Annotated in this window: 8 protein-coding genes; all 8 read left to right on the top strand. The window is 30.1% G+C overall.

Annotated features, from left to right (window positions below; translation table 11 throughout):
- Nucleotides 1–3 precede the first annotated feature (3 nt).
- Nucleotides 4–2,130: a type I restriction-modification system subunit M gene (locus tag BC962_RS04190; protein WP_121344627.1), complete on the top strand. Its 2,127-nt coding sequence runs from the start codon at nt 4–6 to the stop codon at nt 2,128–2,130.
- Nucleotides 2,127–3,374: a restriction endonuclease subunit S gene (locus BC962_RS04185; RefSeq protein WP_121344626.1), complete on the top strand. Its 1,248-nt coding sequence runs from the start codon at nt 2,127–2,129 to the stop codon at nt 3,372–3,374. Before BC962_RS04190 ends, BC962_RS04185 begins: the two co-directional genes overlap by 4 nt.
- Nucleotides 3,367–5,202, top strand: coding sequence for a DUF262 domain-containing protein (locus tag BC962_RS04180; protein ID WP_121344625.1), 1,836 nt, complete (start codon nt 3,367–3,369; stop codon nt 5,200–5,202). The genes BC962_RS04185 and BC962_RS04180 overlap by 8 nt, the downstream gene beginning before the upstream one ends.
- Before the next feature lie 4 nt (nt 5,203–5,206).
- The gene (locus tag BC962_RS04175) at nt 5,207–7,531 is read left to right on the top strand and encodes a DUF262 domain-containing protein (RefSeq protein WP_121344624.1); all 2,325 of its coding nucleotides are present in this window, start codon (nt 5,207–5,209) and stop codon (nt 7,529–7,531) included.
- 20 nt (nt 7,532–7,551) lie between these two features.
- Nucleotides 7,552–10,836, top strand: a complete 3,285-nt coding sequence (locus BC962_RS04170) for a type I restriction endonuclease subunit R (protein ID WP_121344623.1) — start codon at nt 7,552–7,554, stop codon at nt 10,834–10,836.
- 265 nt (nt 10,837–11,101) lie between these two features.
- Nucleotides 11,102–11,809: a hypothetical protein gene (locus BC962_RS04165; RefSeq protein ID WP_121344622.1), complete on the top strand. Its 708-nt coding sequence runs from the start codon at nt 11,102–11,104 to the stop codon at nt 11,807–11,809.
- Nucleotides 11,810–11,970: 161 nt separating this feature from the next.
- The gene (locus BC962_RS04160) at nt 11,971–16,704 is read left to right on the top strand and encodes a hypothetical protein (RefSeq protein ID WP_121344621.1); all 4,734 of its coding nucleotides are present in this window, start codon (nt 11,971–11,973) and stop codon (nt 16,702–16,704) included.
- On the top strand, nt 16,701–17,651 hold the full coding sequence (locus BC962_RS04155) for a TIR domain-containing protein (protein ID WP_121344620.1): 951 nt from the start codon (nt 16,701–16,703) through the stop codon (nt 17,649–17,651). Before BC962_RS04160 ends, BC962_RS04155 begins: the two co-directional genes overlap by 4 nt.
- Nucleotides 17,652–17,887: the final 236 nt, after the last annotated feature.

Below are 17,887 nucleotides of genomic sequence, written 5' to 3'. Positions count from 1 at the left end.
TATATGACCAACCAACAATTAAAAGAACTAGAAGATAAACTTTGGGACTCTGCCAACGCATTGCGTGCACATGGTGGGCTTAAAGCATCAGATTATGCAGTTCCAGTTTTAGGGTTAATTTTCTTAAAGTTTGCTGAAAACAAATACAGCCAACACGAACCTGAAATTTTAAAAGAATATCAAAAGTTAAAGGGCACCAGAATGGAGCGTCCTATTCAAGATATTGCATTGGCTACTTGTGGTTTTTATTTACCCGACAATGCACGTTTCAATTACCTATTAAATTTGCCAGGTGATATTAAAATGGCTGAAGCATTAAGAGATGCGATGAAGGGTATTGAAAAACACCAAGACGCAAAATTTCAAGATGTATTACCTACAGAAGCCTATTTTGAAATAGAAAAGAAAAAAGACGATATCCTTCCAGAATTATTAAAAACCTTTTCTGATATTCCCAAGGATGCATCAGGTGATATTTTTGGTAAAATTTACGAATACTTCCTTGGTAAATTCGCTATGAGTGAAGGACAAAAAGGAGGCGAATTTTTCACACCAACCTCAGTAGTACGTTTTATAGTAGAAGTAATAGAACCATATAAGGGTAAGATTTATGATCCTGCTTGTGGCTCTGGAGGTATGTTTGTACAATCTGCCGATTTCATTGCTCACGAAGGCCACGACCTTAATGATATTTATGTATATGGTCAAGAGTATATGGGTGAAACCGTTAGATTGGCTAAGATGAATTTACTGGTGCATAATTTAAGGGGAGAAATTACAGAAGCCAATTCTTATGATAGTGATCCTTATGAGGGCTATGGAAAGTTTGACTTTGTCATGGCAAATCCTCCATTTAATGTAAAATCTGTTAAAGAAAGTACTGTTAAAGGTGATAAGCGCTTTTACGAGTATGGCTTACCAAAAAATAAAGGGAAAAGTGACGATAAAATATCTGATGCTAACTATTTATGGATTTCATTATTTGCAACCTCATTAAACGAAAATGGTCGTGCAGGTTTTGTAATGCCGAACTCTGCAAGTGATGCTCGAAATTCTGAATACGATATTCGTAAGAAAATAGTGGATTCTGGTATTGTAGATTGTATGGTAAGTATGCCAACCAATATGTTTTTAACGGTTACTTTACCTGCAACTTTATGGTTTTTTGACAAACGAAAAGTAAATACAGTTCGCAAAGACAAAATCTTGTTTTTAGATGCACGTAATGTATATAACCAAATAGATCGTGCTCATAGGGAGTGGACAACAGAAAACCAACAAAATTTGGCAGCAATTGTAGGTTTGTATCGTGGGGAATCCAACAGATATTTAGAATTAATTGATAGCTACATAAAACAAGCAGATGAAGCAGCTACAAAAGTGGAACCGTTAAAACAGGTTGTAGAAAAGCAATTAAAAGACTTGCTTAGTAACTTAAATAAATATGTTGAAGCCACTAAGGATGATAAACGTGCTCCTGCTAAAACCAAAGTTATTAAAGAGGTTAAATTATTAGAGCGTCTTAAAGGCTTTACCCAAAGTAAACCAAATGCAAATGATCTAGCAAAAAGCAACTTGTTACAACCTATCCAAAAAACACCATTAAATAATAGTTCACAATTAGAAATTGCTACCCATTTACAATGGAATGTAACCCAAAATAAATACGATAGCCATTCTTTAAAACAAGATGTTAATACCTTATTAGAACTTTGGAAATCGGCAGATTCTAACTTAAAATTAAAAAGCGACAAAGCTTGGACCACTAATAGTCTAAGTAGAGCAGACAAGGTGTTAGAGAAAGCCTTGCAATACTATATAGAGGCAACAGAACAAGCCGAATACTGGTATGATAATATTAACTGGTTACAAACCCGTTTCCCAGAGGCCAATTACGAAGATGTAGTAGGCTTATGTAAAATGGCTGATAAAACAGAATATGCAGAGGAACAAGATTATTCGCTAAATGCTGGTCGTTATGTAGGTGTGGAGATTGATATTGATAGATCAACTCCAGCAGATTTTAAGAAAATCATTTTTAGTAAAGCAAAAATGCTTGAAGAGCTAAATTCAAAAGCAAATGAACTCGAAAATCATATTAATAAAAATCTAAGAGAATTATTAGTATGATAGAAGAATTAAAACTTTCAGATTTAATAACACTTCAAAGAGGATTTGACATTACCAAATCAGAACAGGTGGATGGACCTTTTCCTGTTATATCTTCCGGAGGCATTTCAAGTTATCATAACAAATTTAAAGTTAAAGGACCTGGTATTGTAATTGGAAGAAAAGGAACTCTTGGTAAAGTATTTTACTGTAAACACAACTTCTGGCCTCACGACACCTCCTTATGGGTAAAAGATTTCAAAGGGAACGATCCTAAATTTATCTACTATTTTTTACAGGTGCTTCATTTCGAAAAATTTGATGCTGGAGCTGCGAATCCAACATTGAATAGAAATCACATTCATTCATTAAAATTAACTGTTCCAAAAAAAGAATTTCGATCAAAAATAGCCTCCATCCTATCCGCCTATGACGACCTTATAGAAAACAACAACAAACGAATTGAGTTATTAGAAGAAATGGCAGAGGAAATCTACAAAGAGTGGTTTGTACGGTTTCGTTTTCCTGGCTATGGGAATTCCAAATTCTTTGATAAAGAAGGGAAAGAAGTTCCTCACGGAACAAAAGGGGCTTTACCTGATGGTTGGGAGATTCAACCAATTAATAAGATTGTAGATATTATTTCTGGTTATGCCTTTAAAAGTGACACTTTTGAAGAAGAAGGCGATTATAAATTAGTAACCATAAAAAACGTCCAAAATGGTTTTTTTGTAACTAAAACATCAGATTGCATAAAAGAATTACCGAAGAATCTTAAAAAGAATATCTTTTTAAAAGACAAAGATATTTTACTCTCACTTACAGGAAATATAGGTAGAATTTGTTTGGTTTATGGAGACAACTATCTATTAAACCAACGAGTGGCAAAACTTAAACCCAAAACTGAAAATTTGTTTGAGTATGTTTATCTATTCTTCAGAAGTGATTTTTTGAGAAAGACTTTAGAAAATCACTCTAATGGAGCTGCTCAACAAAATTTAAGTCCCGTAGATATGTCAGAGCTGAAGTTTTTAACACCAAATGATAATCTATTGGAAAAATTTTCTAGCATTACTAAATCATTGTTTGAAGAAATAATAATTCTATTGAAAAAGAACCAGATCCTTCAAGAAACTAGAGATTTATTATTACCTCGTTTAATTAGTGGTAAGTTGAGTTTAGAGGATTTAGAAATAGAGCAAATGAATATGGCTGCGGAGCCGCAACCAGAGTATTACATAGGAAAAAACAGTATGAATGAGTAGCACAACAGCATTTATTGAGTTATTTGAGAAAAATTTCGTAATTCCGCATTATCAAAGAGGGTATCGTTGGAGTGAGCAAGAAGTTAAAGAATTACTCAATGATATTTGGTATTTTACAAAAACATCTAACAACGGCGAGTTTTATTGCTTGCAGCCCATTGTAGTTCAAAAAATCAACAAGAACACCTATAATGTGCTTGATGGTCAGCAACGTTTAACTACCCTTTATCTCATACTCATATTTTTAGAAGAAAGAAGGTTTGAAGATGGCTATAATAAGAAACTGTTTACTTTAAAATATGAAACAAGACCGGAAAGTGAGAGGTTTCTAAATAATAGAAAATTCATACATGGTATTGATGAAACCAATATAGACTTTTATCATATATCAAAAAGTTATAATTATATAAAAGAATGGTTTAAAGGTCAGGCAGGAGCAAAAAACAAATTAATTCCTGTTCTGTTAGACGAAACAGATATCGGAAATAAAAACATCCGTTTTATCTGGTATGAAGTAGCTTCAAAAACATATCCTATTGATGTTTTTATCCGTTTAAACGTAGGTAAAATTCCCTTAACAGATGCAGAATTAATAAAGGCGTTATTACTTCAAAGTGATAGGTATCCTATAGAATATTTACAGTTTCATAAAATGAAACTATTTGAAATCGCTTCAGAATGGGATACCATAGAATACACTTTACAAGAAGAGGAGTTTTGGTACTTTTTAAACAACAATGAAAACACTAAGGCAACGCATATAGAATTTATTTTTGATGCAATTGCAAATAAAGTGTTGAAAGAAAAAAAGTATTTCGACTCTAAAAACTTTAAACACGCCACATTTTTAATCCTTTCTGAATATTTAGAAGACTTAATTACCAATGACGGTATTTCTAGAATTGATGCCGTTAAAAAGATTTGGGAGATGGTTATAGAATATTTCGAATACTATAAGGAATGGTTCGAAAACCGAAAATTGTACCATTATATAGGATATCTAATTGAATTGAAAGGAACTTCCATTATAGATATTTTAATTGCGCGTTCAAAAAAATTACCTAAAGATAAATTTGAATTATATCTTGAAAATGAAATAGGTAGTTTAGTACGTGTTTCTAAACACAGAAAAGACAAAAATGGACAAGATATTGAGATAGAACTAAAGGATTTATGTTACGAAAATGAAGACCAGAGAAGCAATGACAAGCCATTAATTACCAGCATTCTGCTACTTCATAATGTTGTAATGACCTTACATTCTGAAAAAGAAAAAGCTAAATTTCCTTTTCATCTTTATAAAAAAACGACTGGTAATGAGAAATGGAGTTTAGAACATATTCATGCACAAAACTCTAATGCGATTTCAAATAAAATCCATCAAAACACTTGGCTTACGGATCATATAAAATCGATTGACAATTTGAATGATCCTCAATTTAAGGGGATACTTCAAAAAATGAAAAAAGCTTTAGAAAATGAAGAGTTAGAGAACGAAGAATTTGACTCTCTTTATAATGAGGTCTACAAGCTTATGAATGAAGTTTCTGGTGCAACTGAAAAGAATACGCATTTAATCGAGAATCTTTGCTTAATTGATAAAAACACGAATAGTCAACTTAACAATTCAGTTTTTGATGTAAAAAGAGAAAAGATAAAAAAGAGAGAATTGCAAGGTTACTATATTCCTATTTGCTCTAGAAATGTCTTTCTAAAGGTATATACAGACTATCCCCAAAATAATGCCTATTGGACAAAAGAGGATAGAAAGGGTTATTTAAAGAGTATTAAAACAACTTATGACTCCTTTATAAAGGAAAAAGAATAAATCTATGGCCTATACTTTATATAAATTATTGCAAAATAATACTGTCAAAATTCCATTAATACAAAGAGATTATGCGCAAGGCAGAAGTTCCGTAGAAGATTTACGGAATAGCTTTATTGAGAAGATTAAAAAAATTATAGACGGAAGTGATGAAAAATTAAATTTGGACTTTGTGTATGGCTACACCACTAAAAATAGCCAAGATAAGATTGATTTTATTCCTCTTGATGGTCAACAGCGGTTAACTACTTTATGGTTGCTACATTGGTATTTTGGCTGTAAAGACGAGGTGCTATTTAAGGAAGAAAATGATTTTCTTCCTTCTTTACTTCTAAATTTTACCTATGAAACAAGAGTATCATCAAAACGCTTTTGTGAAAAGCTAGTATTGAACCCAATAAAAATTAAAGATGTTAATGGTTCTCTCAAGAAGGAAATAATTAATATGCCTTGGTTTATGTCTTCTTGGAATAACGACCCTACTATTACAGCAATGCTAATTATGCTTGATACTATTCACGATAGATTAGAAGAATGTAAAGATGGTTGGGTAAAGCTTACTGAAAATGAACTGATCACCTTTGATTATATAGATATAAAATCTGAAGAATTTAAATTAACGGATGAATTGTATATCAAAATGAATTCAAGAGGAAAGCCACTTACTCCTTTTGAAAATTTTAAAGCTATTTTTTCGCAACTTTTAAGTGAAAAGCTAACAGATTATAACAATGAAACATTGCCATTTGGGGATAGTGAAATTAGCTATCAACAGTATTTTGCGTTTAACGTAGATGGTAAATGGATAGATCTGTTTTGGAGTTATAGGGATTTGACAGATAACGAATTAGATGATAATTTTCTAAATTTCTTTTATTATGTGGCAGAGATGCTCCACTATAGTGAAAGTAAAGATGATAGTTTTGAGAGAAACTTTGAATCATTAAAAAGGATTTATTTTCAGAAAAGAAATGTTGATTTTCTCTTTAAAGCATTAGATTTTCTATCGAACCTAGACAACGTTGCTGATTTTTTCAATACAATTTTCAGTGCAAATCAATATGTGGATGGAAAAGTAAGATTGTTTAATGAGAAAACCACAGATCTGTTTTTTAAATCATTTATGAACACCTCGTTTGATGTTCAGCAAAGAGTTCTTTTATTTGGCATATTGCACTATTGTATTGAAATAGAGATTAATTCTCCAGACCATAGATTAAAATATTTCACTCGCATCCTTAGAAATCTATTATTACGGGTAAGACAGGCAAATACCTCCAAGAAAATAGAAATAATATCGAATCTTCGTTTACCCAATTTCTTTGACTATTCTAAGTTTGTCTTGGAATTCGTTAAACTTATAAAATCAAACGGAACTAAGGGCATTTTAGATCTTTTTGTGACTGCTACATTTAAGGGTTTTTCAAAAGAATCTATAGTCTTAGAACAGAAAAAGATAGCTGTAATAAGCGCAAATAAAACGACAGAGAAAAGTATCATTAAACTAGAAGAACATACCTATATTGAGGGAATCACAGATTGTTTCAATATTGAATCAGATGATATATCTATGTATGTTGAGGCATTTTATAATTTGTGGGAGTTAAATGAAATTAATAATTCCCTTTTGGTTAGAGCTTTGCTTACGAAAGGTGATTTCTCGGTACAAACTCATAATTATTCTAGCTTGGGGATTATCAAATATTTTGGAGCAGAGGAAAATTGGAACCGTATTTTAGCTCCATTGGATAAGGATGAACGATTGGCTAATAAGAATATATTCGAATTATTCTTAAAAGATTATATCGCTTCAGATAAGAAGACTATTTCAGAAAAACTTAATGAAATCATTGGAAAATATGAAATAGGTATCAGAGATTGGAGATATTATTTTATTAAATACAATGAAATAACTTCTACATATCACGATAGATTTAATTTATTTACTTGGGGAGATAGTCAAGGTTTTAATATTAATAGTCTTGGTAATTCAGGAAAACAACCGCTGGCCTCCTATCATATAAATCCCTATTTAATTGCAATTGAGCAAAGGTTACGAAAAGATGGGGTAAAGCCAAATGAAGCACGAATAGTATATGGCAGATACACGGATGATCTAAGTTGTATTTTTTTACCTAAAAATATACAGATTTATGTTGAAAACGATTGTTATGAAATTTATAATTTAAAAAAACACAGACATCACAAAACTTTAATTGAGGAATTTAATTTAGAAATTGTTGATCATTTCCATATTTTGAAGGAGACCAATAAAAAGGATAAAGTTGAAATAGCAATAAATTTTTGCCAGAGGACCTTAGAATTATAAGAAATTAAGAAATACTGATTATGGCATTTTTAAACGAGTCACATATAGAAGAGGCAGATATTCAGTTTTTTGAATTGATGTTGGGATATAAGCATAAAAATGCCTGGGAGAAAAAACTCATAGGAAGAGAATCTTTAAAAGATGTTGTTTTAAAAGAAGATTTAAGAACCGCTTTAAATAGACTAAATCCTGATTTACCAAAAAAATGTTTAGACAAAGCAATCTATGAATTGACCAAAAGTCGAGCAACATTAACTCCTGTATTAGCTAATAAAGAAATTTATGAACTCATAAAAAATGGTGTCCCAGTTACTTTTAAAAATAAAACTGGACGTGAGGAAAATGGATATGTTAAAGTAATCGATTTTGAAGATGAGATGGAAAATGACTTTTTAGTTGTTTCTCAATTAAGCATTGAATATTTACAAATAGAAAACATTACTAGAAGACCCGATTTAATATTATATGTGAATGGTCTCCCTTTAGTAATGATAGAATTAAAAAATGCCACTGAAAAAGTTAAGGTTGGCTATGATAAAAACCTAAAAGATTACCAAAGAGATATCCCTCAATTATTATGGTATAATATGTTTGTTTGTATATCTAATGGTATTCAAACACGCGTTGGGTCGTTTAATGCCTCGTGGGAGCACTTTTTCTCATGGGTGAAATTAGTAGACACTTCTGTTTCACATGATCAGAAAACTCGTTTAGAAGTAGAGAAAGAAAGTGAATTAACTAATAAGCGATTAAGTTTAAAGCTTTTTGGGGAAGGTCTTTGCAAAAAAAGTAATCTACTAGATTACTTTGAGAATTTTGTTTTATATCATAAGAACAAAGTGAAAATTATTGCCAAGAATCATCAGTACCTAGGAGTAAATAATGCCATAGAATCATTGATTCATAAAGAAGAAAAAAAGGGTAAACTTGGGGTATTCTGGCATACACAAGGTTCTGGAAAATCCTATTCTATGATTTTTTTCTCTCAAAAAATTGAACGTAAATTACAAGGGAATTGGTCATTTTTAATTGTTACAGACAGAACGGATTTAGACAGTCAAATTTACCGTAATTTTCAGGAGACGGAGGTTATACTTGAAACTAAAGACCAAAAAGAAAATTATTACAGACCCCTTAGTAGAAACAAACTAAGAGACTATTTACAATCCAATAGAACTTATGTTTTTAGTCTAATTCATAAATTTGGAATTGAAAAAGGTAAAACCTATCCACTATTAACTGATCGCGATAATTGGATTGTAATAGTAGATGAGGCTCATAGAACACAATACAAGGGTTACGGTGAGAATATGCGTATTGCATTACCAAATGCACAGTACATTGCATTTACAGGCACCCCTCTATTGCGGAGTGAACTAACCAAAGATTGGTTTGGTCCTTATGTTTCTGAATACAACTTCGCTCAGAGTATTGAAGATGGTGCTACAGTTCCATTATTTTACAAAAAGAGTGTGCCTAGAGTTGAACAAGTAAATGAAGATTTAGTTGGAGAAGCTGCCGAAATTCTAGAAAATGAAAATCTTACTGAAGAACAAAAAATAAAGTTAGATAAGGAGTATTCAACCTTAATGCATATTGTAAGACGAGAGGATCGTTTACAGGAAATAGCTACACATATCGTTCAGCATTATCCATATAGACTAAATGTTTATGACGACGATAGGCAAAGAAAACCTATGAAGGCTATGGTGGTTTGTATTGATAAATTTACAGCAGTGAGAATGTTTGAATTTGTACAACAAGCTCAGAAAGAAGAAATAAAATCTTTAAGAAAAAAAATAAATAAAGAAAAAGATCCAGAGATAAAGGAACGATATAAAGAGGCTATATCCTTTATGGAAGAAACAAGAATGTCTGCAGTTGTTAGTCAGGAGGGATCAGACAAAGAGGAGAAAGAAGCTTTTGAAGCAGAAGGATTAAACATATCTCCACATAGGAAACTGATGGATTACCCAGACGAAGATGGTCGAAATATTGAAGACTACTTCAAGGATCCTAATAGCTCGTATCGAATTGTATTTGTTACTGCAATGTGGTTAACGGGATTTGATGCACCTGCTGTATCTACACTATATTTAGATAAACCACTTCAAAACCATACGCTTATGCAAGCTATTGCAAGAGCTAATAGGGTTATTAAAGGGAAGAGAAATGGTTTAGTGGTTGATTATTTTGGTGTCTTCCGAAATCTTAAAAAAGCACTTGCAAATTATGCTGAAGGCTCCAAAGGAAAGGAAAATAATGACGAAGATGAATTCCCAGTTAAAGAGTTTGAAGAATTATTAGAATTATTGGAATTAGCAATTGTCGAGACTAAGGTATTCTGTAAAGAGCTAAACGCAGATGTCGATCAGATTTTGAATCTTGGAGAAAAGGGGTTTAAAGAAGTGGAGTTATTTCAAGAATATGCTAATATAATACTAGAAAAGGATGAACACAGGAAGCAATTAGGATTGTTTGTAAATACAATAAATGGGTTATATGATTCTGCAAAACCTGAAATTTATAGTCATCCAGAAATAAAAAAAGCTAAAGATGTATTTGAATATTTACGAAAAGTAGTAGATAGAAATGTAGATAAAGATGAAGCTATTGAAAAAGCCAAGAAAAAAATTGATGCCTTATTAGACTCTAGTGTATTAGGTAAAGGAGATTTAAAAGAAAATCCATTTGAATATATTTTTGATAACTCAAAGCAAATTGATTTGAGCCAACTTAATTTTTCTAGGTTAAGAGCTGAATTCCCAGAAAAAAAACATAAAAACATTCAATTCGCCGATTTGAGAGAGCTTATGGAAATAAAACTCAAACAAATGATGGCTCAAAACAAAACGAGAGGTTCCTTTTTGGAAAGATTTGAAAAAATCATCGATGATTATAATTCAGGGAGTCTTTCTATAGAAGAGGCTTATGAAGAGTTGGTGAAACAAGCTGAAAACTTAACCCAGGAGCAAGAAAGAGCAGCAAAAAGTGGAATGTCTGAAGCTGAACAAGAGCTTTTCGATCTTCTTTTGAAAGATAAATTAACTACAGTAGAAGAAAAGAATGTGAAATTAGCTGCATCTGATCTACTTCAAATTCTCTTTGATGCTAAGAACAAGATACTGATTCAAGAATGGCACAAGGAAAAAGCAACACAAGAAGTGGTCAAAAGAGAAATACAAAAAATATTAAACAAAGGTTTACCTAAGTCATACGACCGCAATGTTTTTGCTGAAAAATCAGAAATCATATTTCAGCATTTTTATGAATTAGCTGAACAAGGAAAAGGTTTTGCAGCTTAAGATCTATTTTTATATAGTAAAAAAATTACCCAAAATAGTTGACGTCAAGTTGTCAAGTTTTTTTGCATCTATAATAGCTAATCCAGCATAAAACCGCCAAAGTTTACGCGAATTTTATTGAGCACCAACAGCAAAAAAAACCCTTGAAAAGCCCTTGATTGCCCCGTTTGAATAAAGTACATTTGGGAGTCAATAAAACGAAATGCCGTCCAAAAGCGAAATAATGGAAATGTCATTAATAATAATGTTGCATCTAATTAAATAAATGACTGAAAAAGAGGCATACAAAAAATTAAGAGAGGATAAGCGATTAGGCCTTCAGAATTTCCCCGAGAATATTACAAATAACCATTTTGATATTTCTTCTGATAAACTGATTGAGGAACTTGAATTAAAAATTTCGGAACTTAAATCTCAAATTGAATCCTATAATGCAACGCCTGGATATATTAAATCTTTGGAAATTTACTTCATTGAAAAAGAACTGTTAGCTTTTTCGGAAATGAAAATTATCTATGCCCATAAGCACTTTGAAACCCACTTAAAATTTCTTCTATCTTCATCATATGAGGAGGTCGAAGAAAAGAGATTGTATAAATGGGCCGAAGTTGAAAATTTACTAAAATCTAAAGATATTAATTTAAAAAATATTTCTAATTACTCAGAGATAAGCGAGTTAAGAAATTTAAATAATGCCATAAAACATTCTAGAAATATGATTGATGTTAAAACCAAGCATATTTTAGAGTTACGAAATAAGAAGGAACCATATTATAAAGACTTGTTAGAGTTCTACAATAGAATTGAAGGCTGTAGCTTAATTTTTTTAACATCATTATCAAAAGAGATTGAAAAAAATCTTTTTGAATTTGAAAATGAGCAACTTGAGAAAATAAGTGTAAAATTAGTGAGTCATATGGACCCTCCAACAGTTAGTAAACTGATAAATAAATTAGAATCAAAAAGTAACTAATCACAGCAATCGTTATAGAGAATTGCATGTCCTTGCCTACTTAAAAATTTCTGTGAATTTTTAGCTTGGTTTGTACTTGTTAAGCTAATGCTAGTCACGAAACTATTAGCCGAGACCGCTATTCTTTATTGTATTAAACGCAAATAGTAGAAAGGAAAATAATGTCAAAAAGTAAATATCTGATTGAACTTGGTAATAAAGTTAGTGATAAACAAATTGATCAAATTATCAATGATTTTTATTTTGCTTTCAAAAATGATGCTGAAAAGCAGAACAATTATGAATTCGATTTTTCGAACTTAAAATGGATTTCAAATCAAGAATTATTGATTTTAACAGGATTATTTCAATATTTGATAGAAACCGACACTAGGTTTAAAATTAATTTCTTAATAAATGGTTCAAGTTCCGATATTGATAAAAAAATAGCTAACCAAATTGTTCAAATATGGGACGTTTGGAAAATATATCAAATTGTTCCCCATCAAGACTACAACAAGTATTTTGATATTGATGGAAACTTTGTTAAAAGAATCAGGAAGCAATTCAATATTAGCTCATCAAACCAAGAGATTTATGATAGATACGGGGTTACGCCATTTTTAAGTTTACCTAGAATTCAAAAATATGACGATAAAGCCGTTTCAAAATTATTAAATAAAATTTATAGTTTATCAGAGGCTACTAATCAAATATTAGTAAATAATAATTGCTATTTGCCTTTTGAAAATAAAACTTTAAGCTCCATAATAACTAAGGAATTATATGAAAACTTTTTAGATCATTTTACTTCTTCTTTTTTTAAGAGTCAAAAAAATGCTGCATTTCTAAGTATTTCTCTAAAAAGAAAATTAAACGAGGAGTATTTTGATAAAAAGAAGGTACAATCACTTTTAGAATTGAATTTCAAGGAAGAAAATATAGAGGAGTTAAAACCATTCTTTTTCAATAAATTCAAAAATGAATTCAAAAATGAATCTCTTCTTCAAATGTCCTTCCTAGACTACGGTGAAGGTATATCAAAAACTTTGTTTAATTCTTTTTCAAATGAAATAAATGAAATTTCAGAGAGTCAGCATTTAGATTCTAATGTTCTTAAATATGCTTTTGAACCCTTATCTTCTCAACATAAAGTTCAAGAAAGATTTAATGACAATATAATTACTCCAAGAGGTTTATTTGATGTTATTGCAATTGTAAAAAGATTTGATGGTTTAGTTGTTGTAAGAAGTAACAATGGGAAAATAGCATTTGACTTTTCGGATAATAAATCTATAAAAGAGGCTTTTATTTTCTTTGGTAATGAAAAGCTATATTTCCCAGGTTCTTTAATAAGTATTTATATACCAGAGAGGCAGCTTAAGAAAAAATTCGATAGCACATCAATTAAACCAAGCGTTAACTTCGACAACTTCAATTTCCAGAAGAAAAATAAGAAAACATTACGTTTGTTTGATATTCAGAAACAGTTAAAATCATCATCACCCACTAAAAACAAATTATATAATGACCTGTTTGAACTGCTATTAAGCAGAATGAAATTAGGTAATAATGACTCATTAATATATTTAGATTTTCAAGGTTATGAAATTGACGAAAGGATTGCAAAGAAAATAATTTACTTTATATGTTCTGATTATAGATTCAATTATCAAAACAATATTATCGTTCTTAATCCACCTCCAAAGCAATTTCTTAAGAATATAAAAGATGAAATATCAGAATTAGAGGAAGTCGATAAAAAATTCAGGTTCCACCCAACACCTTTTGTTTATTTGGATGAACTAAAAAATGAACTTGAAATATTTTGGCTTGGAGTATATTCAGAAAAAGATATACAAAAACTTAATGATTTATTATTTGAAGAGCACGATTTAAGAGCTTCGGACTTCGAGAACCCTGATGATATTATTGGACACATTAATAAATATGACAAATTAGGAAATCTTTACTCAGCAATTGATTCGAAAGAAATATTTAATTACTACAAGATAAAGAAAGACGCTTCAATTAATGAGGAAATTAAGGGTCTTGTAGTAAGTTGTATTCAAAAAGAGGAAGGGTCAATTTATTTATGCAATGGGAATTACTATCAATATGAGTATTTTTTAATGAACGAAGTCCTATATAATGAGGACAAGCTAAACTATCTCTCAAATAATTTGTTTTTAAAAATTCAGGATAGATTAAAAAACCTTGAGGATGTTTTATTTGCTGGAATTACATCCAGTAGCCATAAAATATTAGAATCGCTTATTTCTCAAGGACATTTAAAGAAAGAAAATTACGTTCAACTTGACAATTATTTTTCATTTGAAAAAGAAAAGGCATTTTCTAAACTAACTATACCTGGATCAAAAGTTGTATTAATATGCGATGTGATTTCTACGGGATTTTTGGTCAATAAATTTGAATCCCATTTAAAAGAAACTGATTCTGAACTTATTGGAATTGGTGTTTTAATAAACGCTATAGACAAGAGTTATTTAGGAACTGATTATAGTGGTATTGAAAAAATACTAATCCCAACAATAAATTATAAATTAGAAAAAAAACATAGATCCGAGATAAGTAATAAGCTTAACAAGAAAGAATTAAAAGTAATTCGAATTAATCCATACACTAATACTCCAATTTCTCATTCCATAAAAGAAACCAATTCGAACGAGGCAATATTAATGGACAACCAAGATTTCATAAATCTAATAGATTCTTCACAAATAAAGATAGGTTATTTTGAATTCAACAATTTAATCCATCCATATTTTTTTGATATGGATGTGATACTTGATAAATCAAGCCCAACATCAAATAAAATCTTAAGCGAATTAATACAAAAGCTAGAAAAGAAAAAAACTGTTAAGGATATTGACTTTATCTTTTACCCTAATGAATCTGGGATAAAAAATATTGATTTTGAATATTTTAAGAATAACATAATACCAAAGCACAGTATTGAATTCATAAAATTAGAACGGTTCGCTACTAATGAAGGATGGAGATTCTCTCATCCGCCAAAATCCTTGATGGAGAAAAGTAAAGATAAAAATGCATTGATATTAGACGATGGTTCCTGTTCAGGTGAATCTTTGCTTCAAATGATTGATGAAGTTGCTTTTCTTGATGTACAAGAGATTACTGTACTATCAATTGTTGGAAGGGTAAATGAACATAAACGCGAATTTTTTTCAAGACTAAAATCAATACAGGCTGGAAGCAAAACAATCAAAATAAGTATATACTTTGGTTGTCATTGGCATTTACCAACTTATCATCTTTCCAAAAGTCCAGTGATAGATGAGATTACAAGGTTAAAAATACTTTCAAATTTTCCTAATACTCCTAAAGGAATTCGAAAAATTGCAGAAAATGTCTTATCTGAATTACGTTTAAAAGAAACAAAAGAGGATAATAACAAATATCTAGTAAAAGATAAAAAGGGAAAGGAAATAATTAAGGAATTAATTTTAACAAGAGACCATTTTGGTAAAATATCAGAATTCAGGTTTTATAAAGAATACTTCAATTATTTTAATGACTTTATTGCTGAATATGAATCACAAAGCAGAAAAGCCAGAGGAAACTTCCCCTATAAAAAGATTGAGCTAATATCTGCAGCGATAATACACGAACCTTATCTTTTTGATTCAATAAAGAAAGTTTTACCTGACCTTGTTGAAAAAATTGAAGACTTTCTAGAGACTTTATTATTGAAAGAAAACAGGATTAAAATCGAGGATTTGACATTTAAATGGGATATAAAAAATATTTATCATTTACTATTCATAGTTTACAAAAACGAGGCATTATTTAATAAATTAACTGTTAGGAATGTTTCTGTTATAATTTCTGATTTTTCACCTAATAATATTGATTACTTACTATACAAACTAACTTCTTATCTAAAAATTGATAGCTTTTTATCTAGTAGTAATGAAGATTATTCTGGAAAAGTGAAAGTTCTAATTAATAGCCTTATTGAAGAAAAGGATTTAAATGAAACTGTTTTAAAATCTTTGAAAAGGTATAGACCCTTTCTTTACAGCCTAAAAAGCAATGACAATTTTGATTCGAAATTATCAAAAGTCAAGCATAATTTTGATAAAATTATTAACGATCAATATCATAAGGATTGTATAACTGCTCATTTTGATAGTTTTCATGTGAAACTAATGGAGTTAGAAGTTGAGCCAAATGAAAATAGCATAAATGATTTAATTAATCTATGGGATAAAATAGTTCCATTTATTTCGGATATTTTGGATCTCTCAATAAGTTATTCTCATTTCTTCATTTCTTTCGGGGGTAATCTTTTAAGTAGCTTGGAGACTGAAGAAAATTCATTACGAAAACTTTTTGGTCGTTTAAATGATCTAATATATGAAGCTAATGAGAATACGGATTTTTCAAGTATCCGTAAAAGTTCAACCCAAATCTATTCCAAATATGTGAAAAGTGAATCTAAACTTTATAGGGTATTTAGTAAACTTATTACAAGCGATATTGGAAGTGTGTTTGAAGAATTTATTTCCGAATTATCAAGTGAAATCAAATTTGAAATCATCGGAAAGGAATTAATTGAAAAAAAATCAATATGCATTGATGTTCCATATTTAATAATAAAAGAAATAATCTTTGATGAACTAAAAAGCAATTTTAGACATGCCGATATTAATTCTCCTATTTACATAACTTGGGAAGAATCGTGTAACTCAGATTTTGTATGTCTCAAAATAAAAAATAAGAATAAATCATCCACTGCCGAAATTTCAGGAGGTGGTTCTGGAATTGATTTGTTTAAATCTTTTAGCAACTACCCAAATAAAAATTTAGAATTTGATTCTTACATTGAATCAGGTTATTTCATTCAAAAATTTAAATTTAAATTGAAATGAATCTTAAAGACGTTGTAGTATTTTATTTTGATAATTACGAAAATTTTTTCGCAAACCATACACAAAGTGTGATTGGAAAAGCCTTATATAAAGACACAATTTTAATACAAAATAAAAATGACTTTGAAAAAGAATATTCTAAGCTTGAGATGAATACTTCGTACGTTCTTGTTTGCCATGTAATTCATTCTGAAAATGAAATGGGTTTACGACATATGGGATATAAAAAATTTCAAAGTGAAGGAATTGAAGATGATTTTAATATTAAAGCTAATCTAGTTTCGTCTGGTGATAGCGGAGTAGTAACTCATAATATTTATAAAAATGAACAAGAACAGAAATTTGTTCATTCTTATCCCAAAATACATGATAATATTAAAAATGAAATTATACCAGTAAACATCAAAGGACAAGAAAATATCAATACTTCAAAAACCGAAGATAAAAATTCAAAAAAAGGTGTCTTTTTAAGCCATTCTCATCATGATTTAGAACTTGTAAATAAATTCAAAGAATTAGTTTTAGAATTAGGACTAGGTTTGAATTCTAAGGACATAATGTTCACAAGTAATGAAAGCTTTGGAATACCCGCAGGAACAAACATTCCAAAAGATCTGGAAAATTTCCTAAAAAGTGAAATGGGATTATTTATTCAGTTCTTAACACCCAATTATGAAAAAAGTAGAATTTGTTTAAATGAAGAAGGTGCTGCTTGGTGTTTAGTTGATGATGAAAAATATTTTATACCTTTAATTGTTCCACCACATAACCATAAGTTACTTAGTTGGATAAAAACCACAGATAAAGGGATAAAAATAAATAATAGAGATTCTTTAATGAATATTTATGTTCATAGGAAAGATTTTTTTGGTAAAAAAGTAGATGAAACCAGGCTGCTTCAAAAGACAGAAGAGTTTATTGAGTATTTTAAAATTAAAAATACTTAAATAACGAAGGCATTATAAACTCCTCCAAAAACATTCCTTTATAAAAATCCATTCCTGAACGAAGGAAGTCTATACATCAACATAAAGAAAAAGCTTCTCAGAAATGGGAAGCTTTTTCTTTATTTTTGAATGTTTCTGACTTTTCCAAAGTTCAAAAGCTTAGAAAAAGTTGACGTAAAATTGTCAACTTAAAAAGTCAAAATACCCCTACATAAAATATATGGGTATGACCAAAC

This window comes from Gillisia mitskevichiae (genome assembly GCF_003634585.1).
Taxonomy (GTDB): domain Bacteria; phylum Bacteroidota; class Bacteroidia; order Flavobacteriales; family Flavobacteriaceae; genus Gillisia; species Gillisia mitskevichiae.
This window is presented reverse-complemented; position numbering and strand designations above follow the sequence as displayed.

Excerpts from the sequence above, each read along its gene's own strand:
- BC962_RS04170 (WP_121344623.1), top strand. The coding sequence starts at position 7,552 with ATGGCATTTTTAAACGAGTCACATATAGAAGAGGCAGATATTCAGTTT.
- BC962_RS04175 (WP_121344624.1), top strand. The coding sequence starts at position 5,207 with ATGGCCTATACTTTATATAAATTATTGCAAAATAATACTGTCAAAATT.
- BC962_RS04155 (WP_121344620.1), top strand. The coding sequence starts at position 16,701 with ATGAATCTTAAAGACGTTGTAGTATTTTATTTTGATAATTACGAAAAT.
- BC962_RS04190 (WP_121344627.1), top strand. The coding sequence starts at position 4 with ATGACCAACCAACAATTAAAAGAACTAGAAGATAAACTTTGGGACTCT.
- BC962_RS04185 (WP_121344626.1), top strand. The coding sequence starts at position 2,127 with ATGATAGAAGAATTAAAACTTTCAGATTTAATAACACTTCAAAGAGGA.
- BC962_RS04160 (WP_121344621.1), top strand. The coding sequence starts at position 11,971 with ATGTCAAAAAGTAAATATCTGATTGAACTTGGTAATAAAGTTAGTGAT.
- BC962_RS04180 (WP_121344625.1), top strand. The coding sequence starts at position 3,367 with ATGAGTAGCACAACAGCATTTATTGAGTTATTTGAGAAAAATTTCGTA.
- BC962_RS04165 (WP_121344622.1), top strand. The coding sequence starts at position 11,102 with ATGACTGAAAAAGAGGCATACAAAAAATTAAGAGAGGATAAGCGATTA.